1 rRNA gene is annotated in these 232 nt (G+C 50.9%); it reads left to right on the top strand.

The window, feature by feature from the left end:
• Nucleotides 1-232, top strand: a 16S ribosomal RNA gene (locus HPT30_RS00040); the annotation flags it as partial.

The following is a 232-nucleotide window of genomic DNA, read 5'->3' as shown; positions in this document are numbered from 1 at the left end:
CAAGACTGAAACTCAAAGGAATTGACGGGGACCCGCACAAGCAGTGGAGTATGTGGTTTAATTCGAAGCAACGCGAAGAACCTTACCAGGTCTTGACATCCAACTAACGAAGCAGAGATGCGTTAGGTGCCCTTCGGGGAAAGTTGAGACAGGTGGTGCATGGTTGTCGTCAGCTCGTGTCGTGAGATGTTGGGTTAAGTCCCGCAACGAGCGCAACCCTTGACTTTAGTTG

The organism is Paenibacillus agri (genome assembly GCF_013359945.1).
GTDB classification, from domain to species: domain Bacteria; phylum Bacillota; class Bacilli; order Paenibacillales; family Paenibacillaceae; genus Paenibacillus_AQ; species Paenibacillus_AQ agri.
This window is presented reverse-complemented; position numbering and strand designations above follow the sequence as displayed.